This is a genomic window from Actinobaculum suis (assembly GCF_900618115.1).
In the GTDB taxonomy this organism is placed as follows: Bacteria; Actinomycetota; Actinomycetes; order Actinomycetales; family Actinomycetaceae; genus Actinobaculum; species Actinobaculum suis.
In genome coordinates this window covers 664,249-687,511 of record NZ_UYIO01000001.1, presented here as the reverse complement: position 1 = coordinate 687,511, position 23,263 = coordinate 664,249, and the positions used below count along the sequence as shown (strand labels likewise).

The window sequence follows — 23,263 nt, the reverse complement described above, 5'->3', positions numbered from 1 at the left end:
TTTCTGCCTATAAACAAAAAGTGCCAACTTACCGCGCCGCGGCTAGAATTTTGTGAGTAGGCACCCGGGCAGAACGTCAGCAAAGGAAAATAGGGCGGAAGAAAAGAAAATAGGCCCGCCGGGAAACACCGCGAACGCGGCCGCCGGAACCGAAGGAGTTGTGGGGATGAAGAAGCAACATCTGATATGGGATATGGGTGGCACGATGGTGAATACATATCCGGAGGTGGATGCGGCGCTCAAGCAGGCAGTGCAGGCGGCCGGGCACCAGATCGACGTGATGGATGTTGCTCCGCTCACCCGGGTTTCGATTCGGGCGGCAATCGCGCAACTGGCCGAAAAATATGGGATGCCGGCCGCGGTACTCAAGGAAGCGGAGCGGAGTGTGAAGCGGCGCTGGCAGCGTTTTCCGGCCCCGGCTATGCCCGGAGTGCAGGCCTTGGCGGCGGCCGTGCCGGGGCTGAACCTGGTGGTCACGCACCGGGACCGGGAATCAGCCACAGCCTTGCTGGAAGGTTTGGGCGTAACGGTGGATGCGATGGTGTGCGCGCCGGACGGGTATGCGCGCAAACCAGATCCGGAAATGTTTCAGGTTATCTTGGCGAAGCACGGCCTAGATCCGGCAACCTGTTTAGCGGTTGGGGATCGCCCGATCGACGCGGTGGCCGCGCACCGGGCCGGAATTGAGGCCGCCATGATTTTCACGCCGGGTATCCCCCTCGATTCCGAGGCCGACTACACCGTGGATACGCTCACCGAACTCTTACCGCTCTTTGCCTAGCCTGTGCTTAGCCTCGCCCCGCATTGCCTCTGCCTAGCCTCGCCTTGCTTCTACCTAGTGCGACCTAGCGTTGCCTACCGCGGAGCGGGGTGGGTTTCACCGCCGCCGCTACCGGCGTGTACTAGCTTGTGCTAGCGTGCGGCGCGGATTTGTGCGGCTACTTGTTCGAGCACGGGATAGTTCCCGCCCGGGCCCCACGCCAAATAGCCGGGGGCATCTTGATCCGCCGTGCCCGATTCTGGTTCGCCATACCAGAGCGGCTGGTAGGTACCGCCGGCCATGCGCACAATCTGCATTCCTGCCGCAATATCCCATGCATTTACGGAAGCACCAAGCGCGCTATCGGTCCACCCGGCCGCCACATGGCACAAAGACAGCGCTCCTGAACCTACTCGGCGCACCGAAGAGAAATTCTGGATCAGCTGGGCCTGCCGTTGCAGGGCCGTTTCCCCATCAATTTTCAGATCCTTCACCGTGGGGTAGCCGGTAATGAGCGTGGCCCTTCCGGCTGGTAGCGCCTGCGGGGTGCGCAGCACGGCGTCATTGAGATACGCGGCCTCGCTATCTGCTGAAAACAGGTTGCGAGCCATAGGGTCCAGAATCGCTCCGGCACAAATTTCGCCGTCGTACGCTACCCCTACGGAAGCGCAGAAAAACGCGATGCCCTGCACGAAATTTGAGGTGCCATCGATCGGATCCAAATAGAAAGTGACCGGCCCGCTCCCCTCAATCATCCCGTATTCTTCGCCAATAATGCTCGCCGTAGGGCACTGTGCGAGCAGGGCGTCGATCAGGATTTTCTCGCTCGCCCGGTCGTGTTCGGTTACTTGATCGTGCACGCCCTCCTTATACTCCACGTGCATATTCCCGCGGAATGCGCCGCGTAAATATTCCTCCACGCGGAGCACCGCGTTTTCGGCTTGGCGGCGTAACTGCCGGGCCGCTGCCACGCGTTCCGCGGCTTCCGGAGTACGGGGCTCCGAAGTAGTTGCCGCGGAAGTTGGCGCGGCAACTTGCGTGGCGGTTTCCGGTGCGGAGGTTTCCGGTGCGCTCGACGTCGCCGCGGAAGTTGCCGCCGCTTTTGCCCCTCGCGCCGGCAAACTCTGCAGAACGGAAAGCAACTCTGCCGGGTCGGCAACCGTCAAGTCCGGCTCCACCTCGGTTGCGAAGGGCCGTTTTTCGGCGTTCGGGGCGGGCATGAGCACCGCGCTGGCGGCGCCGGCACGTTTGCCGCACAATACGTCGCGATCAAGATGGTCGCCCACGTACCAGCATTGGGAAATTGGTACGCCGATCGCTTCCGCGGCGCGCCACAAGAACCGCGCATCGGGTTTGCGGATCCCGGCTTCATCGGAATATACCTCGGCCCGGAAAAAGCGGCTCAGCCCGTGGTCGCGGTTCCATTCGCGATGCACTCGGCCGGAAAGCGCATTGGAAGCTATCCCCACTGCGATGCCTTCCGCCCGGCACCATTCCAGGAGTTCGCGCGTGCCGCGCCGCATTTCCCGTTCCTCGCTACGCAATCCCGTGAGGTAACACAGATGGGAAGCATGTTCGGCTATTTGCCGGCGCAGGTGCTCTGGCCATTCCGCGGCCACGAAATCGAGAATGTACCCGGTATGGGTGAACTCGGGTGCCCGGGCTGGCCGGGCGAGCGCATTCCGCACGAGTTTCGCCGCGGTCTCCCCGGCTCGCACATCCGCTTCTATGCGTTCCAGCGGTAGCGCGCCATCGATAAGCTGCGAAATCTCGGCTGCAACTTCTTGCACCCACGTTTCCCGTTTCCGCGTACTGACGATCACGCCCCCAAAATCGAGGAGTATCCCGCGCGGGCGTTGCACAATAGAATTCATAGCCATTCTCCCACCCTATTAGTTACCTGCGAGCGCACACCGGTTAGTTACCTGCGAGCGCACACCGGTTAGTTACCTGCGAGCGCACACCGGGCCGTTTTACTTGTTATTGACCCGCCACAGATCGGTCCATTCCACCCGGGAATCCCAGTCTTCAGTCGCGCCCGCGTTATCGAAGAAGAAGATCTTGCTACGCATCGCGGCTGCACCGGAAGGATCTTCGGGTTGCGTAATGGCCGTATTCGAGGAGTACTTACCGTCGGAGATTTGCGGATCGATACCTTCTTCCGTCAGCGCGAAATGCACGAAGAGCTTCGCCGCATTCGGATTCTTGGTACCGGAAGCAATCACGATGGCCTTCGGAGCGGCCAGGCCGGCCCAAGGCTTGAGGTTATCGCACGTGCCCATGTGGTAGCCCTTTTCTTCAATGTTCCGGTACTTGGAAGAAGCCATGAGGCCCACGGGCGGTTCGCTTTGGCCCGGTGCTCCCACCGCGGCCGAAACGTTTTCATTCGAATCGGTCAAGATCGGAGAATTGGCGGCCAGCTTGCCCACCCATTCTTCGGTAGCAGATTCGCCCGCAAATTCCTTACCGAAATGTTCCTTATAGGCATCGCGCATTTCGGTTTCACCAAATTGGGACATTTGCGAGAACCAGTCGAGCATCTTATTGGCGCCTTCCGGATCTTCCATGGCCACCTTGCCCTTCCAATTCTCTTCCGTCAGCTCCCACACATTCGAAACCGGGCAAGAATCGTAGACCTCGGTGTTGTAGGTCCAGAAGTTCGGGTCATTGATCATAATCAGCGGATCGCGCTGGGCCGGTTCAATATCGTCTACCAGGTCCCCCGGAATCCAGGAATAAACGTGCCCGCTCGGCAATAGATCATTGGTAAGTGCCGGCACGTCTTGAATGGCGACCACATCGCCTTGCACATTGCCAGCCTGCGCTTCCCGGGTCACCATCTCGAATGCCTCGGCCGCATTCACTTTCACCCCGGTAGCCTCGATCCCGTATTTTGCGGTGAATGCCTCGGCCATGTCTTCCACTGCGGAAGCGTTATCGTAAATCGTGATCGGGCCTTCCTTCTTGGCAGCCGCGATCAGCTCCTCCAAATCAAAATCCGTATCCACGGTAGAAGCCGCCGACGGCGCACCGCTATTCTCCGTGGCCGCTTCCCCGTTGGAGCTACCGGTATTGGAACATCCGGTAAGGGCCAGGCAGATGCCGGCCATGCTCGCGAGCGCGGCCCGCAGTGTTTTCTTCGTTTTCATAGTTTTTCCTTGTTTTCCTTTTTGTATGTGTTTCCGTGTTGTTCCGGAGATTTACATTGCCTAGGTGTGCATTGACTAAGTTGTTGGGCAGCCGGCGCGGGTGTGCCGGGTGCGCCGGATCTGCCGGGTTTGCCGGGTGCGCCGGGTGCGCCGGATCTGCCGGGTTTGCCGGGTGCGCCGGGCAGTTGCGGCAGGCGCGAGCGCTGCTTATTTTGGCTACCGCCCTGTGTTATTTGGCTACCGCCCTGTGCGTTGCCCCGGTTCGATGCGGTTGCCCGCGGCGTTAAACAAGTGGATGGCTTCCGGCTCTACCCAGGCGATAGCCCGCTGCCCGTATTCGAGGGCCGGCCGGCGCGTAGCAGTGCCGAAGAATGTGGTATCTCCTTCTTTAGCTTCGATAATCCAGGATCCACCGGTGGGAAGGACGCCCGAAATCTCCACTTCGAATCGCAAAGCATCTGCCGGCACACCTACCGCACCAGCACTGGCGTTTGCTGCCGTGGGGCTACGCGTGCTGGCGTCCGTACCACGAATTTGCCCATTTCCGCCCGTAGCTCCCGTAGTGCCCGCACTGCCGGGTGCGGCTACTGGTACGAACCGCAAATCTTCGGGGCGGAAGCCGGCCGTATGGGCCTGCCAGCCGCGCGCTTGCAGCCAACGACCTAAGGCACCGTGCGCGGTTTCGGCGTCGATCATATTGATCGGCGGGGAGCCCATAAACTGAGCCACAAAGGTATTGGCGGGCCGCCCGTAGATTTCCATGGGGGTACCTTCTTGCTGGATTTTCCCTTCGTTCATCACCACGATGCGGGTGGCAAGAGTCATCGCTTCCCACTGGTCGTGAGTTACGAAAACCATTGTGGAACCAGTTTCCCGGTGAATGCGTTGGAACTCGGATCGCATTTCCAAACGCAAACGGGCATCCAGATTGGAAAGCGGTTCGTCCAGCAACATCACATTGGTGCGTGAGGCCAGAGTCCGCGCGATCGCCACCCGCTGTTGCTGGCCGCCGGAGAGCTCGGCCGGGTAACGCTGGGCGTACTGCGTGATCGCAAGTTTTTCCAAAGATTCATCCACGATCTGTTTTGTCTCGGTACGCGATAGACCTTGGCAGCGCGGGCCGAACTCCACGTTCTCGCGCACGGACATATGCGGCCAGAGGGCATAGCTTTGGAAAACGAGGGACAGATTGCGCCGCTCGGCCGGCACGCGGCGGGAGGCGACGACGTCGTCTACCACCTTGCCGCCGATCGAAATGGCACCCGAGGTAAGCGGTTCCAGGCCGGCGATCATTCGCAAGGTAGTGGATTTACCACACCCGGAAGGTCCGAGCAAACATAGGAACTCCCCCTCTTTAATTTCTAGGCTCACATCGTCAACCGAAGGCGTTTCGGCACCCGGGAAGACCTTCGTAACGTTTTGGAGAGACACGATGCTCATGGAACGTTCCTTTCAAAAACTTTGGTTTGGCACTGGAGATAGGGGTTAGGGATCGGCACTGCAAACAGCTGCGAGGCCGCGCGGCGTATATGCGCGGCGAATAACCGCGGCAAGGCTGTGGATAGCCGCGGCAAGGCTGCGAATAGGCGAAAATACACGGCCACTTTCTAACCTCCCATTCCGGTGGAAAGATCGGCTTTGAATAGCTTGCGGGCCAACCAGGTACCGGCCAGGGCGAGCACGCAAATCAGGGTGGTGATGGCATTGGCAGCTTGGTCGTATCCGGAATCCACCAGGTTCATGGAGAGCGTGGTCAGCAACTGTGTGCCGGGAGTGGCCAGCACCATCACCAGGGAAAGGCCTTGCACTCCGGAAACGAACGGGAGGAGGATCGCGGAGGCCAGAGCGCTGCGTTGAATCGGGAAGACGATGGTGCGCATGCGTTTCCACCAGCCCGCGCCCAGGATCTGCCCGGCTTCTTCCGGTTCTTTTCCAAGTTGCATCATGGCGGAAACGCCGGAGCGGGAGGCGAAAGGCATTTCGTCCATCATCATCGCGAAAATCAGAATCCATCCGGTGCCGTACAGGGCGGGAATGGGGCCGTGTGATTGGGCGAACATGGAAATATAGGCGGAAGCGAAAGCGATTCCCGGCACCAAATAAGGTGTGAAGGTCAAAGACCGTAGGGCCGTGCCGATCCACCGCCACGGGGAACGGACGGTTACGTAACCAACGAGCATGCCGAGCACGCCTGATCCTATGGCCGCCACGCCCACGAAGAGCAGCGTGTTCTTGGCGGCCTGCCAGGTAGCGGAGTTAATGAGAACGCCATCCCGGAAATTAGCGAAGGGAAGATCGGTGCCGATCCAGTAGTCGAGCGTGAAATTATCAGTGCTCATCACGCCGGGCGTGCGCATGACCGTGGAAAGCACCAGTGCACCGAGCGGTATCACTACCGAAATTAGGAACATGAGCACGATCGCGCTGGTTGCCCACGGTTTGGCGCGGCCCAGTTTTTGTACCTTGACGGCCAGCCCGCGCCCGGAAACGGTGGTGTATTTCTTCGTATTGCGCACGAAGGTGAAATCCACCCACAGGGAGCAAGCCCCAATTATTACCATGACCACGGAAATAACGGCTGCCACTCCGGTTTGGCGCGTATTGAGAGACTGGTACAAGGTAGTGGCCAGTACGTCAAAGCCGGCGGGTGTTCCCAGCACATAGGTAACCCCAAACTCGCCGATCACTTTTGCCACGATCAAGGTAGCCGCAGAAATAATCGAGGGTTTGAGCAAGGGCAGATAGACGCGCCAGGCCCGAATGGTCGGCTTGGCCCCGAAAATACGCGCAGCTTCGTCTAATTCTTCCGGAATATTGGCGATCGCATTGGTCACCAACAGGATCACGAAAGGTGTGAGATGCAAAATGAAGATAATCGCAATGGGTAATGGCCCGTAGGCGAGCCAGTCTGGTGGCGAAATGCCGAGCTGTTCCAACCACCCAATCGAACCGGCAGTTTTCCGGTTTTTGAAGATAATCCGCCAGGCGAGGGCAAAGGTCCACGCGGGGATCATGTAGGGCACGATCAGGGCCGTGGAAAACCATTTCCGCCCGGGCAGATCTGTACGCGTAAGCAAGAAAGCTACCGGCACGCCCAACGCAAGCGCGCCCACAATAGTAACCGCGGCTAGGCCCAACGTGTTGAGCAACGGCTCCCAAAAAATTATGGGAGAAACTTTGGAACTAACTGCGCGTTCCAGATAGTACGCAGTGAAGCTACCTTCCAGGCTTCCCGCCCGCCGCGCATCGCCCGGGTTTACTTGCACCGCGGAAAGTAAGAGGGAAATAACCGGCGCTAAAATCAGCACAGCAAAAAGCGCGAGAAGTAAGATTCCCAAGATTGTGGCCGGATTGGTGAGGGCGAGGTGCAGGTGATACCAAGAAAAACGGCGGCGACGCCGTGACGGCGAGTGTTCGCGTGCACCGGCTTGGGTTGTTTTTGGCGGGGAGTTCCGGCGTGTTTCCGGGGGTGATTTCTGATGCTTCTCTAGCGGCTGGTTTCCTCGTGACTGCTTGTCTAGTGGCTGGTTGTCTAGTGACCGTTTGCCTAGCGGCTGCTTGCCTAGCGGCTGGTGTTTCTCCGGTGGAAGGTTTTGCGCTGAATCCACGGCTGCCCCACCCTTCGCGTCTGTCTCGGTAACGCTGCTGTATGCGCTGTACCTCGTTGAGGTACTTACCTACTTCGTTCTTGACGGACAGTTACGCTAATAAGCCCACATAAATTCAGGGTAAAGCTTTTGTGAATAAAAAGTTTCCGGGCGCAGATCACATTTCGGGCGGTAATGTTTTATTGCGAGACGCGCGGCCAGGTAATTCTCCTGCTGGGCAGATGCAGATCGCCTACCGGGCAGCCACTTTCTTCCGGGTTAGCGCGAGGTGCCGGTAAAATCTCCCACCTTTTCCAGATAGCACTTTCCGCACAGGGATTCGTAGCCAACCTCGCCGTCGATCGCTACCTGTTCCCCTTCCGAAACGAAAACACCATTCACGGTACGACCATTGAAAATCGCTTTACGCTGGCACCGGCAAATCGTTTTCAATTCCTCGATCGAATGCGCGACCTGCAAAAGCCTATCCGAGCCGGGGAACCCGTGCGTTTGAAAATCGGAACGCAAACCGTAACAAATTACTGGTATATCTGCTTTGAGCACTACGCCCATGAGTTCGTCAACTTGCCGCGGATCCAAGAATTGTGCCTCATCAATAAGCACGCAGGCCAGCGGCGCTTTTTCATTTTCGACGACGACTATGCGGTACAGGTTTTCGGTAGGCGCTACCACGTAATCCACCTGGCGTTCGGTTCCGATGCGGGAGGAAATGCGGTCATCGGCCTTAGTGTCTATCGCGGACTTAATTAGCAGCACCCGCATTCCGCGCTCTTCGTAGTTATGCGCGATTTGTAAGAGGGCAGTGCTCTTCCCGGAATTCATTGCTCCGTATCGGAAATACAGTTTTGCCACAGCTTTCCTCCTCCACTACGTGCCGCGGTAACCTCGGCCCGCGGGTGGATATGCTCCCCCGCGGGCCTTAACTATAAACGGATAAAACCCACCGGCGCGCCGCGGCTTACCGCGCGGCTGCTGCCCGTTCCAGACCGGCCGCAATCAGGCCGGTAAAAAGCGGGTGCGGGGCATCCGGGCGGCTCTTAAATTCTGGATGCGCCTGGGTGCCCACATAATACGGGTGGAGTTGCCGCGGCAGTTCCACGAACTCGACCAGAGAATTATCTGGCGAGGTTCCCGAAATGTGCAGCCCGGCCGCCTCTAACTTTTCGCGGTAGGCCGAGTTCACTTCGTAGCGGTGGCGGTGCCGTTCGGAAACTTCCCGCGTGCCATAAAGTTCAGCCGCGAGGCTCCCTTCCGCAAGCACGGCCGGGAAAGCACCGAGCCGCATGGTTCCGCCCAGGTCTCCTTCCCCACCAATAAAGCGGGCTTGTTCCGCCATGGTAGCAACCACCGGATGTGGGGTGGCAGGAGCAAATTCGGTGGAATTAGCACCTTCCAGCCCGGCCAAGTTGCGGGCGGCTTCCACCACCATGCATTGCAGGCCGAGGCAAATCCCGAGGGCCGGGATTTGATTTTCCCGCAAGAATTGCAGCGCCCCAATAATTCCTTCGATACCGCGGTCCCCGAATCCGCCCGGAATCACCGCGGCCTGTACCCCAGCTAGAGCCTGGCGGGCACCTTCCGGCGTCGTACACGAAGCCGACTCCACCCAGCGCACCCGCACACGCCGCCCGTAGGCGAAACCGGCCGCGTGTAGCGCTTCGACCACGGAAAGATACGCATCGTGCAAGTCCGTATATTTGCCCACCAGCGCCACTTCGAGCGGTTCGCGATGTTCGGCCTGCGCGATCGCGGCAAGCAACTTCTCCCACTTTTCCCAAACGAATTCCTGCGTGCGCAAACCCAGCCGCTCCACTGCATAAGAATCGAGGCCTTCGGCCCGCAATACGCTCGGCACCTCGTAAATCGAATCGGCATTCGGGCAGGAAATAACCGCCGCTTCGTCAATATCGCACATGAGCGCGATCTTCTTTTTAATGCCCGCGCCCAGGCCAGTGGCCGAACGGAGCACGATGGCATCGGGCTGAATACCCAAAGAGCGCAGGGCCGCCACCGAATGCTGCGTAGGTTTGGTTTTTTGTTCGCCCGCGGCCGCCAGATAAGGCACCAGGGAGACATGAATAAACATGCAGTTTTCCCGGCCAATCAGATGGCGCACTTGGCGGGCCGCTTCCAGGAAGGGCTGCGATTCAATATCGCCCACGGTACCGCCAATTTCCGTAATGATTACGTCTGGGGCACTACTCGCGGACGCGCCCGCTTGGGCACGCATACGGGCAATAATCTCATTGGTGATATGCGGGATTACTTGCACGCATTCGCCTAAATATTCGCCGGCGCGTTCGCGCCGTAGCACTTCCTGGTAGACCTTACCGGTGGTGCTATTAGCGTCTTTGGTGAGGTTAACGCCTAAAAAGCGTTCGTAGTGCCCAATATCAAGGTCCGTTTCGGCGCCGTCTTCAGTGACAAAAACTTCACCGTGCTGGAACGGATTCATGGTTCCCGGATCCACGTTGATGTAGGGGTCAAGTTTTTGCATTACGACCTTAACACCGCGGGCCCGCAACAAATTGCCCAGGCTCGCCGCGGTAATTCCCTTCCCCAAAGAAGAGACAACCCCGCCGGTAATAAAGATCTGTTTCGTCTGCTGCGAGTGCTGAGACTGCTGCCGTGGATTCGCGCCTGCCGCGCCCAAAGTTTTCTTCACGGACCTCCAGCTTAAGCCCGCTCTACCTGCTTGCGCAAGCGGGTACTACGACTTGTGCAAACAGGTACGACGACGCCGCCCAAACGGACCGCTTCTCCGCGCTCTTTTCGCGCCTAATTTCCGCGCTTTGGGGCCGCACCTCGACCTTATTTTAGAGCCGAATCTCCACGCCGGTTTGGATGGAACTTGCAAATTTTTAGCCGAGCAGTCAGAATGTCTTCAAATACGATTCATTTGTTTCACGAAGGAACTCTTATGCAGCACACGTTGCCTCTCGCAATGCCCCTGGCCCTCGCCTCTGCGATGATGATGCCGGGCATGCTCATGTGTGCTGATCCCGCTTCCGTGAAACACAGCCGAATGTGACTTCACGCAGAATTTGTGAGCGGGATGCGAAAAGCTTCCCGCTCTTTTCGTTTTAGCTATCGCGGATTTCGCCGGCAGTAAGCCTTACCGGCAGGGCAGTAAGCATTACCAAAACGTGCGTAAGTATTACCAAAAGGCGATGCAGCCAGGGCAAAGCATCATTTCGGTCACGCACCAGCCAGCAGCACGCCGCTTTGGAAAATTTCCCGCACCGGCAAGGTGCTAGCGGTGGCAAGCACGGCGACGGCGTCGAACATGAAAAGGTACACCCGCAGCGGTAAGCCCCCGCAGCGGCTAGGTAGCCCGTAGCGGCGAGGAAACCCGTAGCGGCGTCAAACCTGAACATAAATAGAAACCCGCAGGTAGCACTAGCTAAACAGGAACCGGCACAGAAAATGCGCCGGGCCGTATCATCCTCTATGAGAATCCTCTATAAGAAGGGAAAACGGGAATGAGTTCACCCCAGGCAGCGGAAAGGTCTGCCCCCAGCGAGCCGGCGCTCATCGAGCTGGAAAACATTACGAAAACATTCGTGGATGGTGATTCGCGCACGGTCGCGGTCAACGATGTGAGCTTGCGTATTAATCGGGGCGATATTTTCGGCATTATCGGGTTTTCCGGGGCGGGGAAATCGACTCTGGTGCGGTGCGTGAATCTGCTCGAACGGCCAGAACACGGGAAAGTGCTGGTGGGCGGGAAAGATCTCACGCAGCTTAGTGCCCGCGAATTGCGCCACGAACGCACCAAGATCGGCATGATTTTTCAGCATTTCAATCTGCTCCCTTCCCGTACCGTGGCCGAAAACGTGGCCTATCCGCTACGCGGCTCGGGCCTGCGCAAACAAGAAATTCGGGAAAAGGTAGCCCACCTTTTAGACCTGGTAGGCATCGGGGAAAAAGCCGGCGCACATCCCGGAGAACTATCCGGCGGGCAAAAGCAACGGGTGGCGATCGCCCGGGCGCTGGCCAACGACCCGGAAGTCTTGCTATGCGATGAGGCTACCTCTGCGCTGGACCCGCAAACCACGCAACAGATTTTGGAACTTCTGGCCAGTTTGCAAAGAAAACTTGGGCTTACGATCCTGGTGATCACACACGAAATGGCCGTGGTGAAACAGATCTGCAACAAAGTGGCCGTAATGGAAAGCGGAAAGGTGATTGAGCAGGGCGATATCCTGCAGGTTTTCACCGATCCGCAAGAAGAGGTGACCCAGAATTTCATTCGTTCCACTTCGCAGCTCACGAAGGCAGAACGGCTGATTGCGGAAGGTTCGCCGGTAACGCAGATTAACGACGGCGAGCTGATTGTGCGGCTGCGTTACCGTACTAGCAATGTTTCCGAACCTATTGTTTCCGGGGTTTCTCGGCGATTCGGAATCAATTTGAACATTATTTTTGCGGATGTGGAGATTGTGGCGGGCAGCCCGGTGGGCGGGATCGTGGCCATAGTTTCCGGCCCGGATCGTTCCATCAGCACGGCTTTGGCTTATTTGCGCGAAAACAATATCGGTACGGAGGTGCTTAAAGATGCACGACTTCCTCGTTAGCATTATTCCGAATGTGATGGCCCGCCTGCCCGAGTTTTATCAGGCCATTATTGACACGATTGTAATGACGGTATGGTCGGGGGTTATTTCTTTCCTGCTCGGGCTAGTTTTTGGCATCGTGCTCGTGGTAACCAAGCCGGGCGGTATTTTGCAAAATGCGCCCCTCTACCAATTCACCGATAAGGTAACGAATATTTTCCGCTCGATTCCCTTCATCGTTTTGCTTACGGCCGTGATGCCACTTTCGCGCCTGATTATGGGTACGGCTATCGGCGTGGAAGGAGCGATTGTGCCCCTGGTATTCGGCTGCACGCCGTTCTTCACCCGCCAGGTAGAAAGCGCCCTTTCGCAGGTTGATCCGGGGCTGGTAGAAGCCGCACAGGCCATGGGGAAAAGCGCGCCGGATATTATCTGGAACGTTTATCTCAAAGAATCCATCGCGCCTCTGGCCCGCGCTACCACGATCACCACGATTTCACTCATTGGGCTAACCGCCATGGCCGGAGCCGTCGGCGCCGGCGGGCTCGGTAATTTCGCCATTCAATACGGGCACGACCGCAACATGCTCGACGTAACTTGGGTAACCGTACTGGTTTTGATCCTGATGGTTTCGATCGTGCAGATAATCGGCAATCGGATAGCCCGCAAGAACACTTGGAACTAAAAACTTTTTATTGGACACGAAAGGAAAATGAAACTCATGAGAATTAGGAAAGCACTTGTTGCCGCTACCGCTTTTGCCCTCGCCTTGACGGGGTGCGGGGGTTCGGGTGGCAGCTCGAGTAGTTCGGCCGACGCCGGAAAGGACGCCCGCACTACGGTCAAGCTAGGGGTTGTGGGTACCGTCTACGAGGATCTGTGGAAGCCGGCTACGCAGAAGCTGGAAAGCGAAGGTATCGATGTGAAATTCGTGCAGTTCGCTGACTATACGACGCCGAACAATGCGCTCAACTCTGGCGAAATTGATCTCAATGGTTTCCAGCATGAGACCTTCTTCGAAAATGACATCAAGCAGAACAACTACAAGATTACAAACATCGGTTACACCTTTATCGTGCCGTTGAATCTGTATTCGGAGAAGATCAAGTCTGTAGATGAACTCAAGGATGGCGATACGGTAGCGATTCCGGATGATCCGACTAATGGTGGCCGGGCCTTGCGCGTGCTTCAATCGGCAGGGATTTTGAATCTCAAACCGGAAGCTAGCGATTTGCCAACCGTTGCAGACATTGCGAGCTTCAATAAGCAGGTGGAGATCAAGGAACTCAAGGCGAATATTATTGCTTCTTCTTTGCCGGACGTGACGGCTGGGATCGTAAATGATGCCTTCGCACTCGATTTCGGGTTGGGGTCTGACAAGGTGATCTACGAAGACACCACGCTTGACGACCGGCGCTACTGGAATATTGTGGCCGCGAGTACTTCCGATCTGGAAGATCCGGCGAAGGTGGAAACCTACCGCAAGGTAATCAAGGCCTTCCAGACGGATGAAACCAACGAGCTGTTCCAGACCGAATTCGATAGCCACTTCGTGAAGGCCGGCTGGGACGAAGACTTGCTCGCAGGCAAGTAGAAGAGATTTGCTCGCGGACAAGTAGAAGAGATTTGCTCGCGGACAAGTAAAACTGGCGGGCAGCCGGAGCTGGCTGAATCTAGCGGGCCGCGGGGTGGGAGGCTAATTGTCTCCCACCCCGCGGCCCGCTTTTGCATCTAGGCCCGTTTATGCATTTTGAATGCGAGGTTTAACGCAGCACCTTGAAACCGGCCTATTTGCGTCCCTGTGCCGGGCGATTCGGGGCGCTGTACGCTTGCCGCGGGCTCGCGGCTGCGGCAGCGTGCCAGAATCGCGGCGCTGCCCGCTATTTGGCTTGGCGCCGGGCGTAGGCACGGCGGCCAAATTTGCAAAGTTCTTCCACGGCCAGTACCACAAGGCCCGCTCCGATGGCTAAGCCCCAATGTTGCGGAGCTAAGGAAACCGTGCCGAAGGCGCTCTGTAAGGGAGCCCATTCCACCACGGCAATTTGCAAAACGATGGCCAGCACGATCGCTCCCCACAGCCAGTGGTTAGAGAACATGTGCTTGAAAGCAGTGATAGTGGCAGACCGCGAATTGAGCGCATTCGTCAACTGCATAAACACCAGGGCGGTAAATACGGTAGTGCGGGCCGCCGCGAATTCTTCGCCCGGGGCCGCTAAGTGTTCGAGGCCTCCAATAAATCCTCCGGGGAGGCACAGGTCGTAGACGGCCAAAGAAGTCAGGCCCATTACCAGGCCGATCAGAATAATCTGTTCCCACATGGTCCGATCAATCACCGGCGCCCCGAGCGGGCGCGGCTTGCGTTTCATAACGTCGTCGACCTCGGGATCTACCCCCATAGCAAGTGCCGGCCCGGAATCTGTAACCAAATTGATCCACAGAATCTGGGTGGCGAGGAGCGGTACTACGGTGGCGGCCGGGTTTTGCGGATCGTGGAGGCCGATCAGCCCGCCGCACACCACCCCCAAGAAGACGGTGAATACTTCGCCCATATTCGAGCTGAGCAAGTAGCGCATGAATTTGCGAATATTGTCAAAAATATTGCGACCTTGGCGCACGGCCGCCACAATCGTGGCGTAGTTATCGTCCGCGAGGATCATTTTCGCCGCTTCTTTGGTAACTTCCGTACCGGTGATTCCCATGGCGATCCCAATATCGGCAGTTTTTAGGGCCGGCGCATCATTCACGCCGTCGCCCGTCATCGCCACAATCTGCCCCTGCTTTTGCAAAGACTCCACGATCTGCAATTTATGTTCCGGCGCCACCCGCGCATACACATCAGTGCGGAGCACTTCCCGGTCCAGTTCTTCCTGGCTCATCCGGCTAATCTGCTGGCCGGTAAGCACCGCCGATACCTTCTCGGCTTCTTCGCGCGGCATACTCATCCCGAGCTCTTCGGCAATGGTTTGCGCGGTAACGGGGTGATCCCCGGTAATCATCACGGTACGGATTCCTGCCCCGTGTGCCTGCCGAATTGCTTCTTTAGCTTCCGGCCGCGGCGGATCAATAATTGCCACCGTGCCTATATAGGTCAGTTCCGTTTCCGAAACCTCCCCAAAGTCTTCCGCTTCCGCTGCCTGCGCGGGCCGCAAAGCCACCCCTAAGGTGCGATAGCCGCGGGCGGAAAGCGCTTCCACGCGGGTCAAAATCTTTTTCGACGCCGCGGGCGTGAGCGGGCGGCTCTGCGTTTCCCCACCCACATATTCGGCGGTGCAATGCGTCAGCAAAACATCGGGCGCACCCTTGGCATACAACACGTAGCGCGGGCCCGGCGTGCTCGTAGGCTCCTCATCTGGCTTTTGGATTGCTCCGGGAACGTGTAGCGATTCGTCGATTTTTACAAGCACAGACATAAGTTTGCGGGCCGAATTGAAGGGTACTTCCGCAATCCGTTCCACCGCGGCGGGCCCTATTTCCCGGTTCAGTCCCAATTTGGGGCCGGCTACCAGGAAAGCAGCTTCGGTGGGGTCTCCCAAGATCTCCCAATCCCCCAGTTCATTTTCGGTGAGCTGGGCATTATTGGCAGCCATTCCGCCAATAATCACCTGTTTTGCTTCCTGCTGTGTGGGGAGCGGATCCCCTTGCGTAATTTTTGCTTCCCCTACCGGTTCATAACCGGTACCGGTAAGTTCCACCGTGCCAGAAGCGGTAACGATCTTCCGGATCGTCATCTCATTGCGCGTGAGCGTGCCGGTTTTATCGGAGCAAATCACCGAGGTAGAGCCCAGAGTTTCTACCGAATGCAAGTCCTTCATAATGGCTTTGCGGCGGGCCATGGCTTGCACGCCAATTGCCAACACCAAAGACAAAATGGCCGGCAACCCTTCCGGTACGGCCGCCACTGCCAAAGAAACTCCGAGCAGCAAAATATCAACCGCTTCGTGTAAAGAGCTCACGCCGTTGATAATCCACAGCGCGGCCATCACCGCGAGCGCAATAACAATCACGAGCAGGCCCAAAGTTTTCGAAATCCGGGCGATTTCTTTTTCGAGCGGGGTGGGAGCGCTTTCGGTTTCGTCCAAAAGCGTGGCGATTCTTCCCACTTCGGTATCCATCCCGGTGGCCGTTACTACGGCCCGGCCCACGCCGGAAGTAACCGCAGTCCCCTTGTAAACCATATTGAGACGGTCACCAATACCGGTTTCTTCTTCCAAGGTTTGGGGATTTTTCTGCACGGCCATAGATTCCCCGGTGAGGGAGGCCTCCTGGATATGCAAGGCGGTGGCGCTCAGCAAGCGGCCATCTGCTCCCACCGCGGTGCCTTCGGAAAGGGAAAGAATATCCCCCGGCACGATTTGCGAAGCAGAGATTTCTTGTAGTTTGCCGTCGCGGAAAACTGTGGCCCGGGCGGCTGCCATCGTGGCCAGCGCGGCCACGGCATCTTCGGCCTTATTTTCTTCCACAAAGCCGATAACTGCGTTGGCGATAATAATCACCGCTATTACCAGGGTGTCGATCGGTAGGCCGCTGGCGCCTTCCAGCCCCCAGGCCAGAAGGGAAATTACGATCGCGCCGAATAGTAAATAAATCAGCGGATCTTTGAGTTGCCTTACAAAACGCTTCCAGGCCGGTTCGGGTTCTTTTCCCACCAATTCATTGTTTCCGTAGCGGGTGAGGCGAGCCTGAGCTTCCGTAGTGCTCAGTCCCGTGCCCGGATCTACAGCGAACTGGGAGGTTACCTCCTGGGCCGAGAGTAGCGAAACATCTTGCAATTCTTGGTGCTCCTTTGGATAGGTATAGCTTGCCGGGAGCACGCGAAGGCCCTGCAGGCACCGCGCCTAAAGGCCTTCGATGCGGCCAGCTATCCCACTCTATCCGCCTTCGGTCCCGCTGTGTTCCACACTGGTCCCAAGCTCCGCACAGGTTATTGCATAAAATCTGCCGCCGCCCACAGCAAATCTGCCGCCGCCCCAGAAAATCTGCCGCCGCCCACAGCCGCAGTCCGTATAACCAGAACGGGAATCCCTAAAACCAGAACCTCAATCGATATAACCAGAACGGAAATCCCTAAAACCGGAACCGCAACCCGTAAAACAGGAACGGGAGTTTCGAACGGTCCCGGCACAGACCGTTCGAAACTCCCGTTCCTGTTTCCTATCCGAGGGTGCGATCTTGCAAGCAAGGCCGCACTGCCGGAGCGAATATTCTTAATACATAGATAATATTATCCTGCACCTTATTCAGTACTATGCTTACGCGATTCAACGCTATCCTTGCGCGCTGCTCGGCTGATCGGCCGGGCACACAGTTCCTTCGGCTGGCAGTTCACCGCGGCGCAAATAATTCGTAGCAACAGTATCCGCGCACGTCGAAAGATCGGAATAGCTGGCCCCATGCCCGCTACCCGCCACCGTAAGCAAGCGGGCCTGGCCTAATTGGGTACGTAATTCTTCCGCGTATTTATACGGGGTGGCATGGTCCCCGGTAATACCGATCACCAGCACGGGATTCGAAACCTGGGAAGCGTCGAAAGTATCGGTAATATCCGTGCCGGTTTCGGGTAGTACCGCACATTCGAATTCCGTCAGTTCGCCCAGGATCTTATCGCGCGCCGGCTTGCCACCGTAGAACTCGGGAATCCCGTTCTCTTCCATATAAGCCAGCAAACCGGCTACATCCGGCGTCTTTTCCGCCGAAGGGCACACCACCAGTTGCCCCGCGGTATCGATTTCTGATCCGGGCTCGGCCGCCTTGGCAACCACTTCATCGCGAGCCGCCACATCGCCTTGCCGGGCCTTGCCCAATAGGTCTAAAGCGCTGGCGCGATCTCCATACAGGGCGCTGGTCAGGTATGACTGCAGTTCCGCACCGTGCATGGCAGTTCCATCGCTGGCCACGAGCGGGGTCGCCTCCAAAGATTTCTTGAAGTCCAACATTTCCCGCTCGGAAGTAAAGGGGCAAGTCACTGCTTCCCCTTCCAAGGTGGTTAGTTGCCCACAAGAATCTGCAAGTTTGCCCACCGCGCTCGCCACGGCCAATTTTTGATCGTACAGTGCCCGCAAACCAGCCCAGGCGGAGGCTTGCGCCGAATCCAAAACCATGCGCCCAGCTTTTTCGGGGAACAAAGTAGCGTAGGTGGCTCCCAGCACCGTCCCGTAGGAATAGCCCAAATAGTTTAGTTCTGGTGCGCCGCTAATCGCGCGTAACATTTCCAGATCGCGAGCCACATAGGAAGTCCCCATGAAATGTGCCAGCGGGCTCGATTCGGCGCATTCAGCTAATTGCACAGCTGCCAGCTTCGAATCACTTTCGCATCGCACGGCCGCCGAATTACCGATCCCGCGCGGATCAAATCCCCACAGTTCATAGTCTTCCAACACGGACGCAAAGGCCGGTGAGGTAGCCATCACCATGGAATGCTGCACGCCGCCAATCCCTGGCCCACCCGGGTTGGTGAACATTACCTTGGGCTTTTCCTGTCCACCGCGGGTAGGAATCTTCGAGACGGCTAGCTCAACCGTTCGCGTATCGCCAGGATCGGCCCAGTTCAACGGCGCCTTCACGGTGCCGCACTGGAATGTGCTGACGTCTGTGCCGCTTTGCGTTGCCAGTGCGGCAAGTTCTTCGCTCAGGCCGTCTGCTTCCGTGCACGGCCGCCAAGAAATATCTTGCGTATAAAAATCCGCGAAATTCTTTTCCTGCCAGGAAGCAGAAAGCTCGGTACTCGCCACCCGGCTCCGAGCGCTTGTATTACTGCCAGTCCCGCTATTGTTCGCCGGGTGCTGCCCGGCCGCGGCAGCCGCTGCACTACTCTGACTGGCACCCGCAGCGCTTGTGTCCGGCGTTTTACCAGGGCCGTTACATCCGGCCAAAGCGCAAGCTAATGCCAGCGCCGCACCCATTGCCAACCGAAAGTGACGCCCGGGGAAGGTACGGATGCGGGAAGTACGCGCGCGCGATGTATGCGCGCGGGAGGGGATCGATGTGTGTGTCACGAAGGGATCTCCTTGTAGTCGAGCCGCACTATCCCCACCACTCGTGCGGCACGCGCCCGGGCTTGGTGTTCCCGCGGGCAAATTTTTGAGATGAGTGGTGAGGGTAGACGAGGAACTCCCTCTACCGAGCTTCCATCCCACCCGGCATTTCTACCGGGCGTTACTTTATCTGGCCCCGCTGGCCCGCCGCGCACGTTTTTCTCATTCCCGAGTACTACGACCCCAGACGTATTTCCACGGTCTCACCGTGCGGCTTTCTGAAATACCGCCGCACTGCTTTAGCGGTACCGCCGCGCTACTTTCCTATGGCCCCGCCGCGTTTTAGCGGCACGGCCGCGCGCCTTTCCAATGGTCCGGCCGCGCGGCCGCAGGTTTTGTTTTGCGCTTCTTCTTCCACCTTGCCCGCGCTTTTACCGCTTGCTTCCCGCCGCAATACCAGTGCGGAATTCGACGACGTCGCCGTCTTGCATCACGTACTCCTTGCCTTCTTGGCGAAGCTTGCCGTGTTCTCGTGCCTGCGCGATCGAACCTTCAGCCACGAGCTCATCGAAGCTGATCACATCGGCCTTAATGAACCCCTTCTCGAAATCGGAGTGGATTACCCCGGCGGCTTGCGGAGCCGTATCACCCTTGTGAATCGTCCACGCCCGGGCTTCTTTCTCCCCGACGGTGAGGAAAGTTTGCAGGCCGAGCGTGTCAAAGCCCACGCGGGCGAGTTGGTCCAAGCCTGATTCCGTTTGCCCGGTAGCTTCCAACATTTCCTTTGCTTCGGCGTCGTCCAGCTCAATAAGTTCGGATTCGAATTCAGCATCCAAGAAAATTGCTTGCGCGGGTGCCACAAACTCTTCCAATTCTGCCCGCAACTCGGTATCAGCCAAACTGGCATCATCCGCATTGAACACGTAAATGAATTTCTTGGACGTCATGAGCTGGAAACTCTTGAGCACATCCGGATCAAATTCAGCAGCATGATTAGAAAGCAGTTCACCGCGCTGCAACAAATCTTCAGCTTTTTCTGCCGCGGCCAGGGTTTCCGGCGGCGTCTTCTTCCCCGTCACTTCTTTCCGCAACCGGGGAATAGTGCGCTCCAGGGTCTGCAAGTCCGCGAGAATCAGCTCCGTGGTAATGATCTCAATATCGTCCTTGGGATCCACGCGGCCTTCCACGTGCGTGACGTCTGGGTCTGCGAACACGCGGGTCACCAAACAAATCGCATCAGCTTCCCGGATATTAGCCAAGAACTGGTTGCCCAGGCCCTCCCCTTCCGAGGCCCCGCGCACAATCCCCGCAATATCCACGAAAGAAACCGTGGCGGGAATGATCTTCTTAGCCCCGAACATATCCGCCAGCACTTGCAGGCGGTTATCGGGGAGCGGCACCACACCAATATTCGGTTCAATGGTGGCGAAGGGATAGTTCGCGGCGAGCACGCCCGCCCGCGTCAAAGCATTAAATAGAGTCGATTTGCCCACATTGGGCAGTCCAGCAATACCAATTGTCAAAGCCACAGGCCCATCCTAGCTGTTCCCGCCCTGCCCCGTGCTCGCTATAGTTTTGAGGGAAGCCACAAGTAGACGCGAACCAGCTGGTAAAACACGGATCACTTGGACGAGTTAGGTGCTGAATTATGAAAGTAGCTTTGGTTTTAGGTTCGGGCGGAGCTCGCGGCTGGGCTCATATCGGGGTGATTGAGGAGCTCGAAGCGCGCGGGCATGAAATCGTGGCGGTAAGTGGCTCTTCCATCGGCGCCGTCGTCGGCGGGGCCTGGGCGGCAGGAAAACTTCCCGAACTCAAAGAATGGATCACCGGTCTGACCAAACGCGAAGTGCGTAAATATTACGACTGGTCACTGGGCGGGCCCGGGCTCTTGCGCGGCGAGAAAATCACGGCCGCGATCGCCGGCGTCGTTGGTAACCCGCGCATCGAAGACCTACGCGCACCCTTCACCGTGGTATGCGTAGACCTGCTCACCGGGCGCGAGGTCTGGTTCCAAAAAGGTCCGCTCCAGCCGGCTATCCGCGCTTCTTTCTCCCTGCCCGGCATTTTTTGGCCGGTGCGTGTGGGAGACCGCATTCTCGTAGACGGCGGCGTTCTCAACCCGCTTCCCGTGGAACCGGTTTTGCCCACGGATTTTGATGCGGTGGTAGCGGTTAATTTGCGCGGCCCGGTACTGCACGATCCGCACGAACAGTACCTGGAAGCAAAAGTTTCCGGGGAGAAAAATGACGACGCCGCAGCGACTTCCGGCAACGATACTTCCGGCAATGGTGCTTCCAGCAACGCTACTTCCGGCCTTACCGCGCCCTTGCGAGCCGTGGCAGATTCGCACATTTTTCATCGCGCCGGCGCGGCCCTCGAAGGTCTGCGGGAAAATATGGCCCAGCACAGTAAAGGATTCACGGCGGCTACCCGGGCGGCGATTTCCGAGGCGATACACCATAGGGACCCGCAAGCGCACCCCACTCCGGAAACCGAAAGTACCGCGAGCGCGGCGGCCCGGGAACTGGATATTGACGCGCCAACTTTTGGGCACAATCGGGCAATTGAAAGCCACGTGGAAGCGCCGGAGGAGATTTTGCCGGATTTGCCGAAAGGCATGAGTTTATTCCAGGTGGGTGAGCTCGCGATCGCGGCGATGCAAAATGCGATTGGGCGCTACCGGGCGGCGGCGATGCCCGTCTCGGTGCGAATTGAAATCCCGGCGGACATTGTGGATACTCTCGATTTTCATATGGGGAAAGAAATGATTGCGTACGGGCGGGAAAAGGCTGCCCGCGCTCTCGACGATTTTCCGCGCGCGAACTAGGGTTTCCGCGCCCTAACTCGGGTGCTAACTAGGGGTTTTCCGCGCGCGAAGTGCAGGGTTTTCCGCGCGCGAGCTAGGGATTTTCCGCGCGCGAACTAATTGTGTCGGAGGGGCGTGCTGGAATAGGCACATGGAGATTTCAGCACAGGTATTGGTCGCGCTTTTGGTGGCCTTGGCTATCGGTTTAGGTTTGGGGATTGTGCTCGGGCGGCTCTCCAAACCGGCCGGGGAACGCCAAGCGGTGGAACAGGCCCGCAAGGAGCTCGCGCAGGTGCAGGCGATGCAGGCGGCCGCCGAGGCGCGCGCGGAACGGCTCGAACAGGAAAACAATGGGCTCATTGAGCGCGCCCAAACTGATTCCACCCTGTTACGTACCCTCACCCCGATCGCCGAACAGCTGGAACGCATGGATAAGGGGGTGCGCAATCTGGAAACTAATCAGTCTGCGCAGCAGGCGAAACTCTCCCAACAATTGGTGCAGGCAGCCCGCACCCAAAATGATTTAGCGCGGGAAACTTCATCTTTGCGGGCGGCATTGAGCTCTACCTCGGCGCGCGGCATGTGGGGTGAGGCGGAACTGCGGCGCATTGTAGAAGCGGCGGGCATGTTGCCACACGTGCATTTTGAGGAACAGGTAACGCTCCATAATTCGTCTTCCGGGGCGGATACTTTGCAACGCCCCGATATGGTGATCCATCTGCCCGGTGGTGCCCATATTGCGGTAGACGCCAAAGTTCCGCTCAGTTCCCTTTTGCGCGCCCAGGCGATTGACCCGGTAACCCAGGAGGAAGCGGCCCGCCAGGAAGAACTTTTGCAAGACCATGCCCGGGCGGTGCGTTCCCATGTGCGAGCTTTGAGCAAACGCTGCTATCACGCCCAATACCCTTCCTCTCCCCAATTGACCGTAATGTTTTTGCCGGCAGAATCTTTGCTAGCAGAAGCGGTGCAACGCGACCCCACGCTTTTAGAAGATGCTTACGCGGGCGGGGTGGCACCGGTTTCTCCTTCTTCTTTGCTCGCGCTTTTGCGGGCGGTGGCAGCCGTTTGGGCTTCGGCGCAGGTGACCGAAGAAGCGCAGAGTATTGCCGCGCTCGGCCGGGAGCTAACTACCCGGCTTTCCACCGTGGTACAGCATCTAAATCGTTTAGGTAACGCTTTGGGCCGTTCGGTGGATTCCTATAATTCGGCAATTGGTTCTTTGGAATCGCGCGTGCTGGTAACTGCCCGCCGCTTTGCTTCTCTAGATCCGGATCTTCCCCAACCTTCTCCAATAAATGACGACGCCGCCCAAGTCCGCCGCATCACAAACCCGGAACTACGGGCACATTTTGAGCACAATAATGACGACGAAAAGGACTGGTAGCGGCTCAGGAACAGCTGACTAGAGGTACA

The 23,263-nt window shown here is 57.8% G+C and carries 15 protein-coding genes; 6 read left to right on the top strand and 9 right to left on the bottom strand.

Annotated elements, in window-relative coordinates; genetic code table 11:
- The first annotated feature begins 166 nt into the window (after positions 1–166).
- Positions 167–781, top strand: a complete 615-nt coding sequence (locus H8274_RS02755) for an HAD family hydrolase (protein WP_049618960.1) — start codon at positions 167–169, stop codon at positions 779–781.
- A 131-nt stretch (positions 782–912) separates the two neighbouring features.
- On the opposite strand, the gene H8274_RS02750 is transcribed toward H8274_RS02755, so the two are convergent.
- The 6 genes from H8274_RS02750 to H8274_RS02725 form a co-directional block, all read right to left on the bottom strand.
- The gene (locus H8274_RS02750) at positions 913–2,640 is read right to left on the bottom strand and encodes an inositol monophosphatase family protein (RefSeq protein WP_185933775.1); all 1,728 of its coding nucleotides are present in this window, start codon (positions 2,638–2,640) and stop codon (positions 913–915) included.
- Between the two features lie 93 nt (positions 2,641–2,733).
- A complete protein-coding gene (locus H8274_RS02745; protein ID WP_185933774.1) occupies positions 2,734–3,909 on the bottom strand; it encodes an ABC transporter substrate-binding protein in 1,176 nt (391 codons plus the stop codon).
- Positions 3,910–4,146: 237 nt separating this feature from the next.
- A complete protein-coding gene (locus H8274_RS02740) occupies positions 4,147–5,349 on the bottom strand; it encodes an ABC transporter ATP-binding protein (protein ID WP_185933773.1) in 1,203 nt (400 codons plus the stop codon).
- 167 nt (positions 5,350–5,516) lie between these two features.
- Positions 5,517–7,247, bottom strand: coding sequence for an ABC transporter permease (locus H8274_RS02735; protein WP_221884761.1), 1,731 nt, complete (start codon positions 7,245–7,247; stop codon positions 5,517–5,519).
- A gap of 528 nt (positions 7,248–7,775) precedes the next feature.
- Positions 7,776–8,369, bottom strand: a complete 594-nt coding sequence (locus tag H8274_RS02730) for a thymidine kinase (protein WP_185933772.1) — start codon at positions 8,367–8,369, stop codon at positions 7,776–7,778.
- Positions 8,370–8,475: 106 nt separating this feature from the next.
- On the bottom strand, positions 8,476–10,170 hold the full coding sequence (locus H8274_RS02725; protein WP_185934437.1) for a CTP synthase: 1,695 nt from the start codon (positions 10,168–10,170) through the stop codon (positions 8,476–8,478).
- Between the two features lie 829 nt (positions 10,171–10,999).
- On the opposite strand from H8274_RS02725, the gene H8274_RS02720 reads away from it, so the two are divergent.
- From H8274_RS02720 to H8274_RS02710, 3 genes are read left to right on the top strand one after another with little or no spacing between them, the layout of a single operon-like run.
- A complete protein-coding gene (locus tag H8274_RS02720; protein ID WP_185933771.1) occupies positions 11,000–12,094 on the top strand; it encodes a methionine ABC transporter ATP-binding protein in 1,095 nt (364 codons plus the stop codon).
- Positions 12,075–12,758, top strand: coding sequence for a methionine ABC transporter permease (locus H8274_RS02715; protein WP_065415539.1), 684 nt, complete (start codon positions 12,075–12,077; stop codon positions 12,756–12,758). The genes H8274_RS02720 and H8274_RS02715 overlap by 20 nt, the downstream gene beginning before the upstream one ends.
- Positions 12,759–12,794: 36 nt before the next feature.
- Positions 12,795–13,667, top strand: coding sequence for a MetQ/NlpA family ABC transporter substrate-binding protein (locus tag H8274_RS02710; RefSeq protein WP_185933770.1), 873 nt, complete (start codon positions 12,795–12,797; stop codon positions 13,665–13,667).
- 286 nt (positions 13,668–13,953) lie between these two features.
- On the opposite strand, the gene H8274_RS02705 is transcribed toward H8274_RS02710, so the two are convergent.
- The 3 genes from H8274_RS02705 to ychF all read right to left on the bottom strand — a co-directional run bounded on the left by H8274_RS02705 (position 13,954) and on the right by ychF (position 20,573).
- Positions 13,954–16,842: a cation-translocating P-type ATPase gene (locus H8274_RS02705; RefSeq protein ID WP_185933769.1), complete on the bottom strand. Its 2,889-nt coding sequence runs from the start codon at positions 16,840–16,842 to the stop codon at positions 13,954–13,956.
- Between the two features lie 495 nt (positions 16,843–17,337).
- Positions 17,338–18,801, bottom strand: a complete 1,464-nt coding sequence (locus tag H8274_RS02700) for an alpha/beta hydrolase (protein WP_185933768.1) — start codon at positions 18,799–18,801, stop codon at positions 17,338–17,340.
- Between the two features lie 674 nt (positions 18,802–19,475).
- Complete coding sequence (gene ychF / locus H8274_RS02695) at positions 19,476–20,573, bottom strand: redox-regulated ATPase YchF (RefSeq protein ID WP_065415543.1); 1,098 nt, start codon at positions 20,571–20,573, stop codon at positions 19,476–19,478.
- Between the two features lie 119 nt (positions 20,574–20,692).
- Here ychF and H8274_RS02690 point away from each other — a divergent pair, with 119 nt between their 5' ends.
- Both H8274_RS02690 and H8274_RS02685 read left to right on the top strand, forming a co-directional pair.
- Entirely contained in the window at positions 20,693–21,871 is a 1,179-nt protein-coding gene (locus H8274_RS02690) for a patatin-like phospholipase family protein (RefSeq protein ID WP_185933767.1), read from the top strand.
- Positions 21,872–22,001: 130 nt separating this feature from the next.
- Positions 22,002–23,234, top strand: coding sequence for a DNA recombination protein RmuC (locus tag H8274_RS02685; protein WP_185933766.1), 1,233 nt, complete (start codon positions 22,002–22,004; stop codon positions 23,232–23,234).
- Positions 23,235–23,263 lie beyond the last annotated feature (29 nt).

Coding starts and splice junctions, on each gene's coding strand:
- H8274_RS02710 (WP_185933770.1), top strand. CDS start 12,795: ATGAGAATTAGGAAAGCACTTGTTGCCGCTACCGCTTTTGCCCTCGCC.
- H8274_RS02745 (WP_185933774.1), bottom strand. CDS start 3,909: ATGAAAACGAAGAAAACACTGCGGGCCGCGCTCGCGAGCATGGCCGGC.
- H8274_RS02755 (WP_049618960.1), top strand. CDS start 167: ATGAAGAAGCAACATCTGATATGGGATATGGGTGGCACGATGGTGAAT.
- H8274_RS02685 (WP_185933766.1), top strand. CDS start 22,002: ATGGAGATTTCAGCACAGGTATTGGTCGCGCTTTTGGTGGCCTTGGCT.
- H8274_RS02690 (WP_185933767.1), top strand. CDS start 20,693: ATGAAAGTAGCTTTGGTTTTAGGTTCGGGCGGAGCTCGCGGCTGGGCT.
- H8274_RS02740 (WP_185933773.1), bottom strand. CDS start 5,349: ATGAGCATCGTGTCTCTCCAAAACGTTACGAAGGTCTTCCCGGGTGCC.
- H8274_RS02750 (WP_185933775.1), bottom strand. CDS start 2,640: ATGGCTATGAATTCTATTGTGCAACGCCCGCGCGGGATACTCCTCGAT.
- H8274_RS02720 (WP_185933771.1), top strand. CDS start 11,000: ATGAGTTCACCCCAGGCAGCGGAAAGGTCTGCCCCCAGCGAGCCGGCG.
- H8274_RS02715 (WP_065415539.1), top strand. CDS start 12,075: ATGCACGACTTCCTCGTTAGCATTATTCCGAATGTGATGGCCCGCCTG.